At 70.3% G+C, this 13,645-nt stretch carries 10 protein-coding genes; 7 read left to right on the top strand and 3 right to left on the bottom strand.

The genetic code is table 11. The annotated features are described in order from the left end of the window. Positions 1-15: 15 nt before the first annotated feature. The 3 genes from ASF21_RS14880 to ASF21_RS14870 are packed head-to-tail and all read right to left on the bottom strand — an operon-like array spanning position 16 to position 2,938. Complete coding sequence (locus ASF21_RS14880) at positions 16-1,527, bottom strand: FAD-dependent oxidoreductase (RefSeq protein ID WP_055773035.1); 1,512 nt, start codon at positions 1,525-1,527, stop codon at positions 16-18. Then, positions 1,524-2,384, bottom strand: a complete 861-nt coding sequence (locus tag ASF21_RS14875) for an FAD:protein FMN transferase (protein WP_055773032.1) — start codon at positions 2,382-2,384, stop codon at positions 1,524-1,526. Before ASF21_RS14875 ends, ASF21_RS14880 begins: the two co-directional genes overlap by 4 nt. Positions 2,385-2,395: 11 nt before the next feature. After that, positions 2,396-2,938 carry an FMN-binding protein gene (locus ASF21_RS14870; RefSeq protein WP_235499025.1) on the bottom strand — a complete coding sequence of 181 codons (543 nt, stop codon included), beginning with the start codon at positions 2,936-2,938 and terminating at the stop codon, positions 2,396-2,398. Positions 2,939-3,194: 256 nt separating this feature from the next. Between ASF21_RS14870 and argS the strand changes: the two genes are divergently transcribed. From argS to prfA, 7 genes are all read left to right on the top strand, one after another. Then, positions 3,195-4,844, top strand: coding sequence for an arginine--tRNA ligase (gene argS, locus ASF21_RS14865; protein ID WP_055773029.1), 1,650 nt, complete (start codon positions 3,195-3,197; stop codon positions 4,842-4,844). Between the two features lie 2 nt (positions 4,845-4,846). After that, positions 4,847-6,403, top strand: a complete 1,557-nt coding sequence (gene lysA / locus ASF21_RS14860) for a diaminopimelate decarboxylase (protein ID WP_157365935.1) — start codon at positions 4,847-4,849, stop codon at positions 6,401-6,403. Then, positions 6,400-7,728 (top strand): homoserine dehydrogenase, encoded by a 1,329-nt coding sequence (locus ASF21_RS14855; protein ID WP_055773027.1) that lies wholly within the window; start codon positions 6,400-6,402, stop codon positions 7,726-7,728. The genes lysA and ASF21_RS14855 overlap by 4 nt, the downstream gene beginning before the upstream one ends. Beyond that, on the top strand, positions 7,729-8,832 hold the full coding sequence (thrC, locus tag ASF21_RS14850) for a threonine synthase (RefSeq protein WP_055773024.1): 1,104 nt from the start codon (positions 7,729-7,731) through the stop codon (positions 8,830-8,832). It begins immediately after the preceding gene. Between the two features lies 1 nt (position 8,833). Further along, a complete protein-coding gene (gene thrB, locus ASF21_RS14845) occupies positions 8,834-9,835 on the top strand; it encodes a homoserine kinase (protein ID WP_414826634.1) in 1,002 nt (333 codons plus the stop codon). Positions 9,836-10,163: 328 nt separating this feature from the next. Then, positions 10,164-12,413 carry a transcription termination factor Rho gene (gene rho / locus ASF21_RS14840; protein ID WP_055773020.1) on the top strand — a complete coding sequence of 750 codons (2,250 nt, stop codon included), beginning with the start codon at positions 10,164-10,166 and terminating at the stop codon, positions 12,411-12,413. Between the two features lie 151 nt (positions 12,414-12,564). Continuing rightward, positions 12,565-13,644 (top strand): peptide chain release factor 1, encoded by a 1,080-nt coding sequence (gene prfA / locus ASF21_RS14835; protein WP_055773017.1) that lies wholly within the window; start codon positions 12,565-12,567, stop codon positions 13,642-13,644. Position 13,645 lies beyond the last annotated feature (1 nt).

Raw genomic sequence — 13,645 nt, 5'->3', positions numbered from 1 at the left:
CGGTCGGTCCACGCCTCAGTACCCCAGGAAAGCGTCCGTCCGCACCCGGGAGACCCCGGCGGTGCGGACCACGCGGCGGAGGTCCCCGATGAACGCCGGCGACCCGGAGACCAGGACCCGGCGTCGCTTGAGGTCGGGGACGGCTGCGAGCAGCTCCTCGGAGGAGAGCCCGCTCCCCGCGAGGGTCCAGGTGCCGGGGACCGCCGGAACGCCGTCGTCGGCCGGGACGAAGAGCACCACGCGCGTACCGAGTCCGGCCAGTTCATCCCGGAAGGCGATCTCCTCGGCGCTGCGCACCACGTACACGAGCACGATGTCGCGGTCCTCCCCGCGTGCGGCGATGTCCCTGAGCTGGCTGATGAAGGGGGTGACACCGATCCCGCCGGCGGCCAGCAGGAGCGGGACGGACGCATCCCGCGGCAGGCGGAAGTCGCCGCCCACGAGGGTCCCGGTGATGTGGGCGTCCTTCGGCAGCTCGAGCAGGGCCTTCTTGAACGAGCTCCCCTGCGCCGTGGTGCGCAACCCGAAGGTGACGGCGTCGGCCTGCTGGGGTGCGGACGTGATGCTGAAGACGCGGCGGCTGCCACGGCTGTCCGCCCCGCGGTGCGGCATGGACAGTTCCATGTACTGCCCCGCGGTGAAGCGCACGGGACGGGCCGGTTCGAAGACGAGCTCCGTGCTCGTGGGCGTCAGCTGTCGCGACCCGGCGAAGGAGAGCCGGACACCGCGTCGCTGGCCCATCAGGAACGCGACGGCGTTACCGATGACGAGCGCGAACTCCGGTCCGAGGAATACGGGTCCGACGGATACCTGCAGGGCGAAGACGGCGGCGACGATCGCGGCAAAGAGCCATTGCTGCCAGCGCAGCGGGGGGAGCGTCAGGGGCTCGGTCATCATGAAGCCGAGCAGGAACAGGACCGGGTAGGACGTCAGGACCAGCTGGAGTCCTGCACCGGCGGTCAGCCCGCCCTGCACCAGGCCGACGAGCAGGATCCCGAGGGCGACGACGAGGAACACCGCACCCATGGACAGCTTCCGCGTCCGGTGGAGCAGCAGGGCGGCGCCGAGCGCGACGACCGGCAGCATGTACGCGTTCGCCACCCACCAGGCCGCCGCGCCGACCCCCAGCAGGGTCGCGACGACGGCCCCCGTGGCTGCGGGGTTGAAGATGTGGCGGCCGCGGAAGGCGAGGAGGAACTTGGACGCTCCGGCCGCGACGCCCGCCGTGAGGATGCCGCCGAGGCCCGCAGCCGTGCTGGAGGGGAACATGATGAGGAAGACGATCAGCCCGGTGATGAGCGACGAGTCGCCGTGCGGGCGCAGCCGCAGGATCAGCGCCATGAGCCGCGTCCCGATGATCGTCCCTCCCACGGCGGCCACGAGGGTGCCGCCGATCTCGGCCGGGGTGTAGGCGAGCAGTCCTGTCAGCGAGAGCACGAGGGCCTCGACGGTCAGCAGGAGCAGCAGGCCCAGGGTCAGGCGGTACATGGTCATGCGGCCCAGCAGGCCGTCGAGTGCTGCGGTCATGAGAACAGTGCTCCTGCGAGTGGGGCGGAATAGCGGGCGCGTCCGTCGGAGTACATCAGGACGAAGTCGAAGTCGAAGGACCCGGCGAGGTCCGCGGGGTCGGTGACGAACAGGGCCGTGCACAGTCCGTCGGCGGTCATGGCGTCGGCTGCGAGGACCCACGTGGCGACGACCGTGTCGACGCAGTGCCCTGTCCGGGCATCCAGGACGTGGTGCAGTCCGTCACCCCAGACCCGGCGGTTCGACGCCGAGGCGCACAGCGCCCCCTCGGTGAGCACGACCGTGCCGATGGCCGACGACGGATCGTAGGGGTGTTCGAGGGCCACCGTGATGGAGCCGCTGCCGGCCCGTCGCATGTCACCGCTGGCGTCGACGACCGCCTGCCCGTGCCCGGCCGCGAGGAGGTACTCGAGCATCAGGTCCACGAGTTGCCCCTTGCCTGCGGCGCCGACGTCGAGGAGCGCCGGGGCCGCGAGGCTCACGCCGTCCTCCGTCCACTCGAGGAGGCCGTCCCAGGCTCTCGCGGGCGCCGGTGCCGCGGTAGGGACGAAGCTGTATCCGGCGTCGTAGCCCTGGTCGGCGAGGCGCTCGCCGACCAGGGGGGACACGCCGCCGCCGGTGACGTCGTGCAGCGTGCGCAGGAGGCGCCCCAGCCGGGCGCCGTGCCCCGGCAGGGAGAGGGAGCCCCCTGAGGCCGCCAGCTCGGTGATGCCGGAGTCGGCGCGGAAGCGGGAGTACAGCGCGTCGTAGTCCTCGGCGATGCGGAGGAGGCCGGCCTTCTGGGCGGCCAGGAGCGGCGCGGCACTGTCCACGCGCCAGGCCGTACCGATCGCCTCGAAGCTGAAGGAGTGCCCCACGCCGCTGCGCCCTACAGCTGTGCTTCGCTCTTGATCTTGTCGGCCGCTTCGTTGAAGCCGCCGCTGGTCAGGGAGGACCCGGCGACCTTGTCCACGGCGAGCTCGTCGAGTTTCTTCCCGACGATCGCGTCCGAGATCCCACCGGCGAAACGCTCCTGGTACATCGTGGTGGTGGGGTTGTCCGGCATCGGCTCCACCTCGACGGCGGTCACGACATCGGCCGCCAGTGTCAGGGTCACGCCGACCTCCTCGGGGCCGGCGGGGGACTGGTAGCCGCCCGTCTGGGTGTAGGTGCCGTCCTCGTAGCTCTGGTCCGCTGCGGCGGCGTCCGCGGTCGCTGCCCCGGTCGGTGCCGCTCCGGGTGCCTCGGTGGCATCGGCTGCGGAGGATTCCGCCGCGGGAGCTTCGGCGGCCGGGGTCTCGGCCTCGGCGCCGGCGCAGCCGGCCGCACCGAGAATGGACACGGCGGCGAGCGCCGTCAGGACGCGCTTGTGGAGGGGGAACCCGGCCCGCGCCGGCGCCGTCATCAGGGGTGTTTCGGTCTGGCCTGTCATGGTCACTGGATGCTCCTGGTGGATCGCGGTGGCGGGACCGGGCGGAAGGGCTCCGCACCGAGGGAGGCGTGGATGTCGAGGAGAGCCACTGATGCATTTCAACGTCCCATGACTCCATTCGTTTCTCCCGGCCTTCCGGACTGTACCGGCCGCGCACCGGTCGGCAGACCCGTGGGGCGGATTCGCGCCTGTGCCGCAGGCGCTCGCCGCGTCACGCGAATCAGGGCGGACGGGGCGCCGCGGCTATGCTTGACGGGTGACTCCCGAAGAACTCTCCTCCGCTATTTCCGCCTGCCTCAGGGCCGCCGTCGACGCCGGTGACCTGACCATCGACCTCCCCTCCGAGGTGCGGGTGGAGCGACCGAAGAACCGGGAGCACGGGGACTGGGCCACGAACATCGCGCTGCAGCTCGGCAAGAAGGCCGGGATGAACCCCCGGGAGTTCGCGCAGCTGCTCAGCGACCGCCTCGCGGGCATCGAGGGCGTCAGGAGCGTCGACATCGCCGGTCCGGGCTTCCTCAACATCACGCTCGACGCCGGTGCCGCGGGTGAGCTCGCCCGCACCATCGTCGAGGCGGGCCAGGCCTACGGCACCAACGATGCGCTCGCGGGCCGGAAGATCAACCTCGAATTCGTCTCCGCCAACCCGACCGGTCCCATCCACATCGGAGGGACCCGCTGGGCGGCCGTCGGGGACGCACTCGCGCGGATCCTGCAGTCGCAGGGTGCGGAGGTCACCCGCGAGTACTACTTCAACGACCACGGCGCGCAGATCGACCGCTTCGCCCGCTCACTCCACGCCTCCGCCAACGGCGATCCGGCCCCGGAGGACGGCTACAGCGGCCAGTACATCGTCGACATAGCCCAGCGTGTCCTCGCCGCCGATCCCGACGCGCTGGCCCTCGACGGACCGGCGTCCGTCGAGCGGTTCAGGGAGATCGGCGTGGACCTCATGTTCTCGGACATCAAGGCGTCCCTGCATGATTTCGGCGTGGACTTCGACGTGTACTTCCACGAGCACTCGCTGTTCGAGAACGATTTCGTCGAGGACCTCCTCGACAAGCTCAAGGCGTCCGGCAACCTCTTCCTCGAGGACGGCGCCTGGTGGCTGAGGTCCACCGACTACGGCGACGACCGGGACCGCGTGGTGATCAAGTCGAACGGCGCGCCCGCCTACATCGCCGGAGACATCGGGTACTTCGTCAACAAGCGGAACCGTGGCTTCGACCTCAACATCATCATGCTCGGGGCGGACCACCACGGGTACGTGGCGCGCCTGAAGGCCGCGGCGGCTGCCTTGGGTGACGATCCCGATGCCGTGGAGGTCCTGATCGGCCAGCTGGTGAACCTCGTGAAGGACGGCGCACCGGTGCGCATGTCGAAGCGCGCAGGAACGGTCGTCACGCTCGAAGACCTCGTGGACGCAGTTGGCGTCGACGCCGCGCGCTACACGCTGGCCCGCTTCTCCGCCGATTCGAATATCGACATCGACCTGGACCTCCTGACCCGGCACACCAACGAGAACCCGGTGTTCTACGTGCAGTACGCCCACGCCAGGACGCACGCCGTGGCGCGCAACGCCGTCTCCGCGGGTGTGGACACCAGGTCCTTCGACGCCGCGGCACTGGCGCACCCGACGGAAGGGGCGCTGCTCGCTGCCCTCGGGCAGTTCCCGGGCGTCGTCGCCCAGTCCGCGACCTTCCGCGAACCGCACCGCGTGGCCCGCCACCTCGAGGTGATCGCCGGCACCTACCACCGCTGGTACGACGCCTGCCGCGTGTCCCCGCTGGGCGACGCCCCGGTCGAGGACGTCCACCGCTCGCGCCTCTGGCTGAACAACGCCACGCAGCAGGTCCTCGCGAACGGCCTCGGGCTCCTCGGGGTATCGGCACCGGAGAGGATGTGACCGTGACCGTCGTGGACCCCACCCGCCCCTCGCCCCTCGCGCCAGACTGGCTGTCCGTCCCGGCGGAACCTGCCCGGCTGGACGCGAAGCTCTGGGCCGAGGACGTCGCGCGCGGGAGCGACGGCGTCCTGCGGATCGACGGCGTCTCCGTCGCCGACCTCGCCGCCGAGTTCGGCACCCCGCTGTTCGTGATGTCCGAGCGGGACTTCCGCACCCGGGCCGCCACCTTCCGCGACGCGTTCGACGACGCCTTCCGCGATCTGTGCGGGGGAGTGGACGTCTTCTACGCGGGCAAATCCTTCATCTGCACCGAAGTGGCCCACTGGGTCCGCGAGGAGGGCCTCGGCCTCGACACCTGCTCCGGCGGCGAACTCGCCGTGGGCCTGCGCGCCGGCATGCCCGGGAACCGCCTGGGCCTGCACGGCAACAACAAGTCCGCTGCGGAGATCACGCGGGCCATCGACGCGGACCTCGGCCGGATCGTCGTCGACAGCCTCCAGGAGGTCGCCCTGGTGGGTGACCTCGCCGTCGAACGCGGCCGCCGCGCCAACGTGATGATCCGCCTGACGCCCGGCGTCCACGCCCACACGCACGAGTTCATCGCCACCGCCCACGAGGACCAGAAGTTCGGGCTGTCGCTCACCACCGAGCAGGGGCCCGGGCAGCAGGACGGACAGGACGACGGCGGCTCCTCCCCGGCCGCGCGGGCCGTCGCCGACGCCCTGGCCCATCCGGGCATCAACCTCCTCGGTGTGCACTGCCACATCGGCTCGCAGATCTTCGAATCGGAGGGCTTCGAGCTGGCGGCCCGCCGGCTGCTCGTTTTCCTCGCCGGGGTCCGTGACCGGCACGGCGTCGAGCTGCCCGAACTGGACCTCGGCGGCGGCTACGGCATCGCCTACACCGAGGCCGACCAGCCGCGGCCCGCGGCGGAGATCGCCCGCGCGATGGCCACCGTCGTCGGCTCCGCCTGCCGTGAGCTCGGCCTGCGCGTCCCCCGGATCTCGATCGAGCCCGGCCGTGCCATCGTGGGACCGACGACCTTCACCCTCTACACCGCGGGCACCACGAAGACCGTGCGCGTCGACGCAGCCGCCAACGGCTCCGAGGTGGTGCAGGACACCTCCGTTACGCACCCGCGACGCTATGTGTCGGTGGACGGCGGGATGAGCGACAACGCCCGTCCGGTGCTCTACGGCGCGGATTACTCGGCCGTCCTCGCCTCGCGGACGCCCGAGGGGCCGCCCGTCCTGTCCCGTGTGGTTGGAAAACACTGCGAGAGCGGTGACATTGTGGTGCGGGACGTCTACCTCCCGGAGGACACCGGAGCAGGTGACCTCCTCGCCGTCCCGGGAACGGGAGCCTACTGCTGGGTGCTCTCGAGCAACTACAACTACCTGGCGCGGCCTCCGGTCGTGGCGGTCGTCGACGGTGCGGCCCGACTGATCGTCCGCGGCGAGACCGAGGAGGACCTGTTCCGCAGGGATGTCCAGCGCGAGACCGCCCAGCCCTCACCAGCAGTAGCCGCCCCGGATCCAGGAGCTTCACAGACCGCATGAATGCACCAGCACCCTCTCCCGCACCCCTCCGCGTCGCCCTGCTGGGCTGCGGCAACGTCGGCTCCCAGGTGGCCCGGATCCTCCTCGAGGACGCCGCGGACCTCGGGCTCAGGGCAGGCGCCCCCCTCGAACTCACCGGGGTGGCGGTCCGTTCGCTCGAGGCGGAGCGCGACGTCGACCTGCCGGCGGGGCTGCTGACCCAGGACGCCGAGTCGCTCGTCGAGCGGGCGGACATCGTCATCGAGCTCATGGGCGGCATCGAGCCGGCCAAGACGCTGATCCTGCGCGCCATCGCGCACGGTGCCACGGTGGTCAGCGGGAACAAGGCCCTCCTCGCGCAGGACGGGCCGGAGCTCTACGAGCAGGCCGACAAGGCCGGCGTGCAGTTGTCCTACGAGGCCGCCGTCGCCGGAGCCATCCCCATTCTGCGACCCATCCGCGACAGCCTGTCGGGGGACCGCATCACCCGCGTGCTGGGCATCGTCAACGGCACCACGAACTACATCCTGGACCAGATGGACTCCACGGGGGCGCAGTTCGCCGACGCGCTGAAGGCGGCGCAGGACCTCGGGTACGCGGAGGCCGACCCGACGGCCGACGTCGAGGGGCACGACGCCGCCGCGAAGGCCGCGATCCTCGCCTCGCTGTCCTTCCACACCCGGTTCGCGCTCGAGAACGTGTACTGCGAGGGCATCACCGCGGTCACCGCGGACGACATCGCGGCCGCCGCCGAGGACGGCTACGTCATCAAGCTGCTCGCCATCGCCGAGATCCTGACCGACGAGGCCGGCGCAGCGGGCGTGGGCGTCCGCGTCCACCCCACCCTCCTGCCGCGTTCGCACCCGCTCGCGGCCGTCCACGGCGCGTTCAACGCCGTGTTCATCGAGGCGGAGAACGCGGGCGAGCTCATGTTCTACGGCCAGGGTGCAGGCGGGACGCCGACGGCGTCGGCCGTGCTCGGCGACGTCGTGAGCGCGGCCCGCCGCATGGTCCTCGGCGGGCCCGGCCGCACCGAGACCACCACGGGCCACGTGCCGCCGCTGAGCATCGACACCGTCCGCACGAGCTACTGCATCGGCCTGCAGGTCGCGGACCAGCCCGGTGTCCTCGCCCGGATCGCCCACATCTTCGCCGAGAACGGCGTCTCCATCGAGACGATGCGCCAGCGCATCCATCAGCGCGGGCCCGACGGCGGCACCACCGCCGAGCTGCGCATCGTCACCCATCGCGCCCCCGAGGCGTCCCTCGCGGCGACCGTCAAGCAGGTCGGTGCGCTCGACGTCATCACCGCCGTCTCATCCGTGCTCCGAGTAGAGGGAATCTAAGTGGCCCACCAGTGGCGCGGAGTCATCCGCGAATACGCAGAACGCCTACCTGTCACCGAGGCCACCGAGGTCATCACCCTCGGCGAGGGCGGTACGCCCCTCGTGCACGCCCGCCATCTGTCCGAGCTGACGGGCAACACCGTCTACCTCAAGGTCGAGGGCATGAACCCCACCGGCTCCTTCAAGGACCGCGGCATGACCATGGCCATGACGGCCGCGGTCGCCGCCGGGGCCAAGGCCGTGGTCTGTGCGTCCACGGGCAACACCTCCGCCTCCGCGGCGGCCTACGCCACGCAGGCCGGAATCACCTGCGCCGTGCTCGTTCCCGACGGCAAGATCTCCATGGGCAAGCTGAGCCAGGCGATCGCGCACGGTGCGCAGCTCCTGCAGGTCAACGGCAACTTCGACAACTGCCTCGACGTGGCGCGGAAGCTCGCCGAGGCCTATCCCGTGTTCCTGGTGAACTCCGTCAACCCCGCGCGGCTGGAGGGGCAGAAGACCGCAGCCTTCGAGGTGGTCGACACTCTCGGCGATGCACCGGACTACCATCTGATGCCGGTCGGGAACGCGGGCAACATCAGCGCCTACTGGAAGGGCTACAAGGAGTACGCGGCGCCGTACGCCTCGATGCACCACGGTGAGCTGCCGGCCGTGGCGACCCGGACGCCGATCATGTGGGGCTTCCAGGCAGAGGGCGCGTCCCCGCTGGTCAAGGGCCACCCGATCACCGAACCGGACACCATCGCGACCGCCATCCGGATCGGCAACCCCGCGTCCTGGGACTTCGCCGTGGCCGCCCGTGACGAGTCCGGCGGACTCATCGAGGCCGTGACGGACGAGGAGATCCTCGACGCGCACCGCTGGCTGTCCTCCCGCGAGGGCGTCTTCGTGGAACCCGCCTCCGCTGCCGGCGTCGCAGGACTCATCAAGAAGCACGCCGAGGGCCTCGCGCCGACGGGCAAGACGATCGTCATCACGGTCACCGGTCACGGCCTGAAGGACCCGCAGTGGGCGCTCCGCACCGCCGACGGCGCGGATGTCGAGCCCACCAAGGTGGAGTTCGACGTCGTCAGCGTCGCCGCGGCCCTCGGGCTCGAGGGCTGAGGTGACCGGCCTCCACGCGGTGCCGGTCCCCGTCGCCGATCCGGACGGCACCGCCGGACTCCCCGGCGTAGCGCCCGGACAGTCCGTCGAGGTGCGCGTCCCCGCGACGAGTGCGAACCTCGGACCGGGCTTCGACGCACTCGGTCTGGCACTGTCGCTCTACGACACGGTCCGCGTCCGCACGGTCACCGCCGGGACGACGGTGGTGAGGCCGACGGGGGAGGGCTCCGCCGCCCTGCCGACGGACGGGACGCACCTCGTGGCGCGTTCGCTCCTCAGTACGCTGGAGCGCGCCGGGTTCGCATCACCCGGCCTTAAACTGGACACGACCAACGTGATCCCGCACGGCAGGGGCCTCGGCTCCTCCGCGGCCGCGATCGTCGCGGGTGTCCTCGCGGGCAACGCGCTCCTGCCCGTCGACCGCAGGCTCGACGACGCCCACCTCCTGCAGTGGGCGGCACAGCTCGAGGGCCATCCGGACAATGTGGCCCCCGCCCTCATGGGTTCCCTCGCCGTCTCCTGGGAGAGCGGACACGCTTACCACAGCACGCGTGTGGAGGTGCATCCAGACGTCGTCCCCGTGGTCGCCGTCCCCGGGAGCGTGCTGTCGACGGAGAGCGCCCGGGCGCTGCTGCCGGCGTCGGTCTCCCACCACAGCGCGGCCGCGAACGCAGGGCGTGCGGCGCTGCTGGTGCACGCCCTGGCGGAGGATCCGTCACTCCTCTTCCCCGCGACGCAGGACTGGCTGCACCAGGACTACCGCGCCCAGGCCATGCTCCCGAGTGCCACGCTCCTGCGCGGATTGCGCGCTGCGGGCTTCGCGAGCACCATCTCCGGAGCGGGGCCCAGCATCATGACGCTGGCCGTCGGCGCGGCAGGGGCGGAGGCGGCCGAGGAGACGCTGCGGGCGCTTCTTCGCACCCTCGACACGCCGGAACCCTGGCGTATCCTGCGACTCACGGTGGAGCGTTCGGGTGCTAAAGTAGGAGTGCACCAAGGGTAGTGACCGTTCCGCGTACGCTGTGCGCACTACGTGTCACTGTGTCTCTCAAGGCATCGTGTGCTTCTGCTGAGTCGGCCGTCCTCTTCTTCGGACCGCCGCGAAAACTGCAGGGTCCATCAGCAGTAGCGCATCCTCCGGTGTAGCCTCCGACCTGATCTTCGTGCGCGGGCCAGTCCTGCCTGCGAAGACATCCTCAGGCTCCAGCACGCCCAGTCGAGGCCGGACAGTTCCCGGCCCGACTGAACCCCGCCTGCTTCACATGCGGCACGGGGCAAACCACCGCGGACCACTGATCAGGTGGCCGCCCGACGAGGGGGAAGGATCCTTCGTGACTGAAACCACTGACCTGTTACCAGGTGTGGCCACCCAAGACGCTGAAGCAACCGGCGCAACAACTTCCAAGAGCAGCGGCCTCGCCGGCCTGAAGCTCGCCCAGCTGCAGGCACTCGCCGGTCAGCTCGGCATCACCGGCGGATCGAGGATGCGCAAGAGCGACCTCGTCTCCGCCATCTCGGACCACCAGCGCGGAGGCGCGGTGGCCGACCGCCAGAAGGCCCCCACCGTCCGCAGCGAGCGGAACGCGGACGGCGCGCGCCCTGTCGTCGCCGGCACGCCGGACGCCACCGAAGCACCGGCCGCTCCGACGCAGGACGGGCAGGAGGCGCCCGAGCGCCAGCCCCGGACGCGGAACCGGAACCGCCGCGCGGGAAGCGACGGCGTCGTCTCCGTGCCTGCAACGGACGCTGCCGTCATCACCGGCGAGCAGGTCGAGGCCCCGTCGCGTGAGACCGCCGACGCCCCGTCCGCCGGGGACCAGCAGGATCGCGGTGACCGCGAAACCGGCGGCCGCAACCAGCGCAACCGCCGCAACCGTCGCGGCGAGGACCGCAGCGACGCACAGTCCGGGCAGACCGAGACCGCGGCCGAGACCCGCAACGAGAACCAGAACGACGGACAGAACGAGTCCGGCCAGCAGGGTGACTCCGGCTTCGGCCAGCAGGGCGAGGGGCGCGGCGACCGCAACGAGCGCCGCAACCGCTCACGCAACGGCCGCGACGAGGACCGCTCGAACAACGGGTCCTCCAACGGCTCGAACAACGGCTCGAACAACGGCTCGAACAACAACTCGAACAACAACTCGAACAACAGCGGCTCGAACAGTGACGGCCAGAACGACGGCGGCCGCACCGGCAGCGAGCGCAGCGACAACCGGAACTCCGGGGGCAACGGCTCCAACGGCTCCAACGCATCGAACGACGACGAGGGTCGCGGCCGGAACCGCCGCAACCGTGCCAACCGCAACGGTGGGAATCCCGTCGAGGACCGCAGCAGCCGCTTCCGTGACCGCAACGAGCGCAATGAGCGCAACGACCGTCGCCGTGGCCGCAACCAGCCCGACGTCGACGACGTCGAGGTCACCGAGGACGACGTCCTGCTGCCCGTCGCGGGCATCCTCGACGTCCTCGAGAACTACGCCTTCGTGCGCACGTCCGGCTACCTGCCGGGTCCGAACGACGTCTACGTCTCCCTGGCCCAGGTCAAGAAGCACAACCTGCGCAAGGGCGACGCCGTCGTCGGTGCCATCCGCGCTCCCCGCGAGGGCGAGACGCAGGCCAGCGCACGCCAGAAGTTCAACGCCCTCGTCCGCGTCACCACGGTGAACGGCAAGCCGGCCGAGGACCTCAAGGACCGCGTCGAGTTCGCGAAGCTCGTGCCGCTCTACCCGTCGGACCGCCTGCGCCTCGAGACGGACCCGAAGAAGATCGGCCCCCGCGTCATCGACCTCGTGGCGCCGATCGGCAAGGGCCAGCGCGGCCTGATCGTCTCGCCGCCCAAGGCCGGCAAGACGCTGATCCTGCAGGCGATCGCGAACGCCATCACGATCAACAACCCCGAGGTGCACCTCATGATGGTCCTCGTGGACGAGCGTCCCGAGGAAGTCACCGACATGCAGCGCACGGTGAAGGGTGAGGTCATCGCCTCCACCTTCGACCGACCCGCGGACGACCACACCACGGTCGCCGAGCTCTCCATCGAGCGCGCCAAGCGCCTCGTGGAGATGGGCATGGACGTCGTCGTGCTCCTCGACTCGATGACGCGCCTCGGCCGTGCCTACAACCTGGCCGCGCCGGCCTCGGGCCGTATCCTGTCCGGTGGTGTCGATTCCGCAGCGCTGTACCCGCCGAAGCGTTTCTTCGGTGCTGCCCGCAACATCGAGAACGGTGGCTCGCTCACCATCCTCGCGACCGCGCTCGTCGAGACCGGTTCCAAGATGGACGAGGTCATCTTCGAGGAGTTCAAGGGCACCGGCAACATGGAGCTCCGCCTCTCGCGCAGCCTCGCCGACAAGCGCATCTTCCCGGCCGTGGACGTCAACGCGTCCGGTACGCGCCGCGAGGAGAACCTGCTCTCGCCGGACGAGGTCAAGATCATGTGGAAGCTGCGCCGCGTGCTGTCGGGTCTCGAGACCCAGCAGGCACTCGAGCTGCTGACCAACAAGATCCGGGAGACGCAGTCCAACGTCGAGTTCCTCATGCAGGTCCAGAAGACCACCCTGGGCTCCAAGGACTCCGACTAGCGCACCCCACGACGCCGTTCGTCCTGCCGTCCCTCCCCGGGACGGCAGGGCGAGCGGCTTCGCCCGTTAAGTCGCGTCCCGGCACAGCGTGGTCAACCGGGCCGTCCCGACCTTCGTAGACTGGCGGTAGACGCCGAAAGAGGTACACCAGATGTTTGAGTCCATCCAGGGACTGCTCGACGAGCACTCCGAACTGCAGGACCAGCTCGCCGACCCCGCCGTCCACGCCGACCAGGCGCTGGCCCGCAGGCTCGGCCGCCGGTATGCCGAGCTCGGCAGGATCGTCGACGCCCACAACCGGTGGGCCGCCCTGAACGACGACCTCGAGGCCGCACGCGAGATGGCGTCCGAGGACCCCGAGTTCGCGGCCGAGGTTCCTGTGCTCGAGGAACAGCTCGCCGTGGCGCAGGAGCGCCTGCGACGCCTGCTCATCCCGCGGGACCCGAACGACGGCCGCAACGTCATCATCGAGGTCAAGGGCGGCGAGGGTGGCGACGAAGCCGCGCTGTTCGCCGGGGACCTGCTGCGCATGTACGCGCGGTACGCGGAGTCCCGGGGCTGGAAGACGGAGCTCATCTCCGCCAACGAGTCCGACCTCGGCGGCTACAAGGATGTCCAGATGGCCATCAAGGGGTCCTCCAACGATCCGGCGGAGGGCGTCTACGCGCGCCTGAAGTTCGAGGGCGGCGTGCACCGCGTCCAGCGCGTCCCGGTCACCGAGTCGCAGGGCCGCATCCACACCTCCGCGGCGGGCGTGCTCGTGCTGCCCGAGGTCGACGAGCCGGAGGAGGTCGAGATCAGCCAGAACGACCTGAAGATCGACGTCTACCGTTCCTCGGGTCCGGGTGGCCAGTCCGTCAACACGACCGACTCGGCGGTCCGCATCACGCACCTGCCCACGGGGATCGTCGTGGCGATGCAGAACGAGAAGTCGCAGCTGCAGAACCGCGAGGCGGCGATGCGCGTGCTGCGCTCCCGCATCCTCGCGCACGAGCAGGAGAAGATCGACGCCGCGAACTCGGACATCCGGAAGTCCCAGATCCGCACCATGGACCGCTCCGAGCGCATCCGCACCTACAACTACCCCGAGAACCGGATCGCGGACCACCGCACGGGCTACAAGGCCTACAACCTGGACGCCGTCATGAACGGTGACCTCGAGCCCGTGGTGCAGTCGGCCATCGAGATGGACGAGCAGGCCCGCCTGGACGCCATCGGCACGGAAGAGTAGG

It is taken from the genome of Arthrobacter sp. Leaf234 (assembly GCF_001422665.1).
Lineage (GTDB): Bacteria > Actinomycetota > Actinomycetes > Actinomycetales > Micrococcaceae > Arthrobacter_D.
Note: the sequence above shows the minus strand (reverse complement) of the source record. Positions and strands in the feature narration are given on the sequence as shown.